Raw genomic sequence first — 3,518 nt, 5'->3', positions numbered from 1 at the left:
CGCCGGTGCGGCACTCGCGGCCGCGACCGCGCCGCTGCCCCGGCTCGGCCTCGACGGCGCCGAACTGACCGCGCGCGGCGCGCGCTACCGCAAGCTGCTGGAGATCGTCGACCAGCCGTACGAGGTCTACGACCTGTCCGGACTGCTCGGCCTGCCCACCTTCGCGTTCACCACCCCGGAGGCCACCGTCGCCTGCACCAGCGCCCTGGAGGCCGGCGCCGCACTGGAACAGGGGCTGGAGCTGACCCTGCTCGCCCACCAGGCCCGGGCCGCCGACCAGCCCGGCTACGCGCCGGAGGCCGTGCCCGAGCTGCCCGCGGAACTGCGCGGGAAGCCGCGCCCGGAGGCCGGGCCGGACGGGGCACGGCCTGGCCCGGTGACCCTGGACGAGGTCGTGGCACGGCTGACGCGCGACGGCGGCCGGGTGGTGGCCGTGCCGCTGGACCACGATCCCGCCGTCGCCCGGCTGTGTCCGTTCGTGGCACAGGCCGTGGTCGTCCGTGGCTGACCGGCCCCAGGTGCTGCGGGAACCCCACCGGGTGATCGTCGGACCGTGGCCGCCGGGCTGCCCGGACTGCCTGCACACCCGGCGCACCGCGGCCTCCGGCGACGACCGCACCGCCGGGCCCGCCGCCCCGCCCGCCACCGGGACGCCGCGCCCGCAGCTCCCGACCTTCCTCGCGGACACCGTCGCCGAACTGACCGGCGCCGAGCCGCAGGCACAGCGCTACTGGATCGTCGACGCGGCCACGCTCGCGCTGTCCCGGCACGGCTTCCTGGCCGACCCGCACTGCCCGACCTGCTCGACCGCCACCCCCGACACCGCGGAGGGCGCGCGGATCACCCGCCGGGCCCGGGCCAAGCTCTCCCCCCGGTCGAGCCGGGTCAGCCGGCTGGACCGGGCCGCGCTGGAGGCGGTCTACGTGGACGGGCAGAGCGGGCTGATACCCTCCGTCACCTCCTACACCCAGCACGCCTTCCCCTTCACCGAAGCCGTGCTGGCCGTGCCCGGCGTCTCCACCGAGGCGTCCGGCTACGGCCGCACCCGCGACTTCGCGTCCGCACGGGCCGTCGCGGTCGCCGAGTCGCTGGAGCGGCTCGCGGCCCACGCACCGGCCAGGCGCACCGCCGTCCGGGCCTGCTGGGCGCAGGTGACCGCCGACGCGATCGACCCCCGCACCCTCGGGCTCTACCCCGCCGACCGGTACCGCACGCCGGGCTTCCCCTACCGGGAGTTCACCGAGGACGCGGTGGCGAACTGGGTCTGGGGCTGGTCGTTCGGCCGGGCCCGCCCGGTGCTCGTCCCGGAGGGCTTCGTCTACTACCGGCTGCGGGGCAACGGCGGCGAGGCCGGGTTCGCCTGCGAGATCTCCAGCGGCTGCGCGCTCGGCGGCTGCTACGAGGAGGCGGTGCTGCACGGCGTCCTCGAAGTCGCCGAACGCGACGCGTTCCTGACGGCCTGGTACGGCAGCACCCCGCTTCCCGAACTCGACCCGGCCGCCGCACCCGACCGCCGGATCCCGCTGGTCGCCGAACGGATCGAGCGGCACGGCTACCGGGTACGGATCTTCGACAGCACCCGGGAGCACGGCATCCCCTCCTTCTGGACCTTCGCCGAGGACGTCACCGGCGACGGCCGGCCGAGAGCCGTCTCGACCGGCGGCAGCGGACTCCGACCGGCCGAGGCGGTCCTCGCCGCACTGCACGAACTGAGCCAGACCGTCGAGTACGTGACCCTGCTGGCCATGGACCCCGGGTGGCGCGACCGTGCCCGGCACCTGGCCGGGCACCCGGACGAGGTCGTCTCGATGGCCGACCACCTGCTCTGCGCGGCCGATCCGGACAGCTTCGACCGGTACGCGTTCCTGCTGGACGACCCTCCGGCGTCGACCTGGCAGCAGGGGCTCGAACGGTGGCGGTGGCCGCACCACACCGAGATCGGCGCCGACCTGGACGAGGCCGTGCGGCGCTTCGCGGCCGCCGGCATGGACGTGGTCGCCGTCGACACCACCTCAACGGAACAGGCATCGGGAGGCTTCACATGCGTCAAGGTGATCGCACCGGGCTCGGTGCCGATGACCTTCGGCCACACGGCCCGGCGGGTGACCGGACTGCCCCGGCTCGGGCAGGTGCGCAATCCGCATCCGCACCCGTTCCCGTGACGGACCGCCGGGACGGCATCGGCCGCGAGTTCTGGCGGATCAGCCTGGAGGACCTGGCCGAGGCGATGGAGACCCGGCAGTCGGAGTACGGCAACCCGGACGAACCACTGAAGTTCAAGATCTACCGGGGCCTGCCGCGCCTGCCGCTGACCACGAGGCTGCCCACCGAACTCGGCCCCGTGGACACCCTCGACGGGCCGGGCCTGTCCACGCTGCTGCACTACGGCTACGGCATCTCCCGGCAGGAGTTCGACACCAACGGGACCTGGCCCTACCACCGGACGGTCGCCTCGGCGCGCTGCCTGTTCGGCGTCCAGCTGTACGTGTGTCTCGCCGACGGCACCCACCACTACGACGCCCCGCACCACACCCTCGTGCGGCTGCGCGAGGGCGACCACCGGCGGCTGCTCACCCGGGCCACCGGAACCGGCGGGCCGATGCCGCAGGCCGTGGTCGTGCTCGCCGCCCTGCTGCCCAAGACCGCCTACATCTACCGGGACTACGCCTACCGGCTGTGCACGCAGGAGGCCGGCCTGGTCGCCGGGAACCTCGACCTGGTCGCCCGGGCCATGGGCCTGCGGGCGCACGTCCACCACCAGTTCCTGGACGAGCCGGTCGGCAAGCTGCTCGGGCTCGACGGCGACGAGGAACCGGCCCTGCTGGTGCTGCCGCTCCACCTCGCCGAGGCCGAGGCCGAGGCGGGCGCGGGCGCGGGCGCAGGTCCAGGTCCGGGTACCGGTCCGAAGGGCCGGCCGGTCGCGGAGACCGCCGCGGCACTCGCCGCGACCGTCGAGGCGATCGAACCGCCGGTGGTCCCGAGCGGCCTGCACGTCCCCCGGGCCTGCCCCCTGCTCACCGAGGTCAACCGGGCGTCGCTGCGCACCGACACCACGGGCTTCACGACGGCCGTCCCGGTCGCGCCCGCCCTCCCCGGCGCCGAGCCGCGGCCGCTGCCCGCGACCGAGGTCCCCGAGCCCGGCCTGGCCGGGGTGCTGCGCGCCCGCGACTCGGGCCCCGGCATCTTCCGGCCGGTCGCCTCCCGGGTCGACGGAGTCGAACTGTGGGCCCGACTGGCCCGGATCCGCACCGGGATCGTCAGCGACGCCGTCCCCGCCGGAACACCGGCCCCGCTGGAGGTCTTCCTGACCGTCGGAGACCTCACCGGCATACCGCCCGGGGCCTACCGGATCGCCCCGGAGACGGGAGCGCTGCACCCGGTCGTCCGTACCGCGCCCCACGGCGCCGCCGACGCCGTCGCCGTCGGCCCGGACGCCGTGACCGCGATCGAACGCGTCACCGTCCCCGGACCGGTCTTCACACACGTCAACGCCGTCGTCCACCTGGTCGGCGACCGCG

2 protein-coding genes and 1 pseudogene are annotated in these 3,518 nt (G+C 75.3%); all 3 read left to right on the top strand.

All coding sequences use genetic code 11. From position 1 onward, the window contains the following. Positions 1–508, top strand: a pseudogene (locus ABZ641_RS29620) (hypothetical protein); the annotation flags it as partial. Next, on the top strand, positions 501–2,162 hold the full coding sequence (locus ABZ641_RS29615; RefSeq protein ID WP_359986684.1) for a TOMM precursor leader peptide-binding protein: 1,662 nt from the start codon (positions 501–503) through the stop codon (positions 2,160–2,162). The pseudogene ABZ641_RS29620 and the gene ABZ641_RS29615, both read left to right, overlap by 8 nt. Continuing rightward, the coding region (locus ABZ641_RS29610; protein WP_359986681.1) for a nitroreductase family protein at positions 2,159–3,518 on the top strand (1,360 nt) is incomplete at its 3' end. The genes ABZ641_RS29615 and ABZ641_RS29610, both read left to right, overlap by 4 nt.

The sequence above is a fragment of the Kitasatospora sp. NPDC007106 genome (assembly GCF_040634455.1).
GTDB lineage: Bacteria > Actinomycetota > Actinomycetes > Streptomycetales > Streptomycetaceae > Kitasatospora > Kitasatospora arboriphila.
The sequence above is the reverse complement of the archived record's forward strand: the minus strand, read 5'-3'. Positions and strand labels throughout refer to the sequence as shown.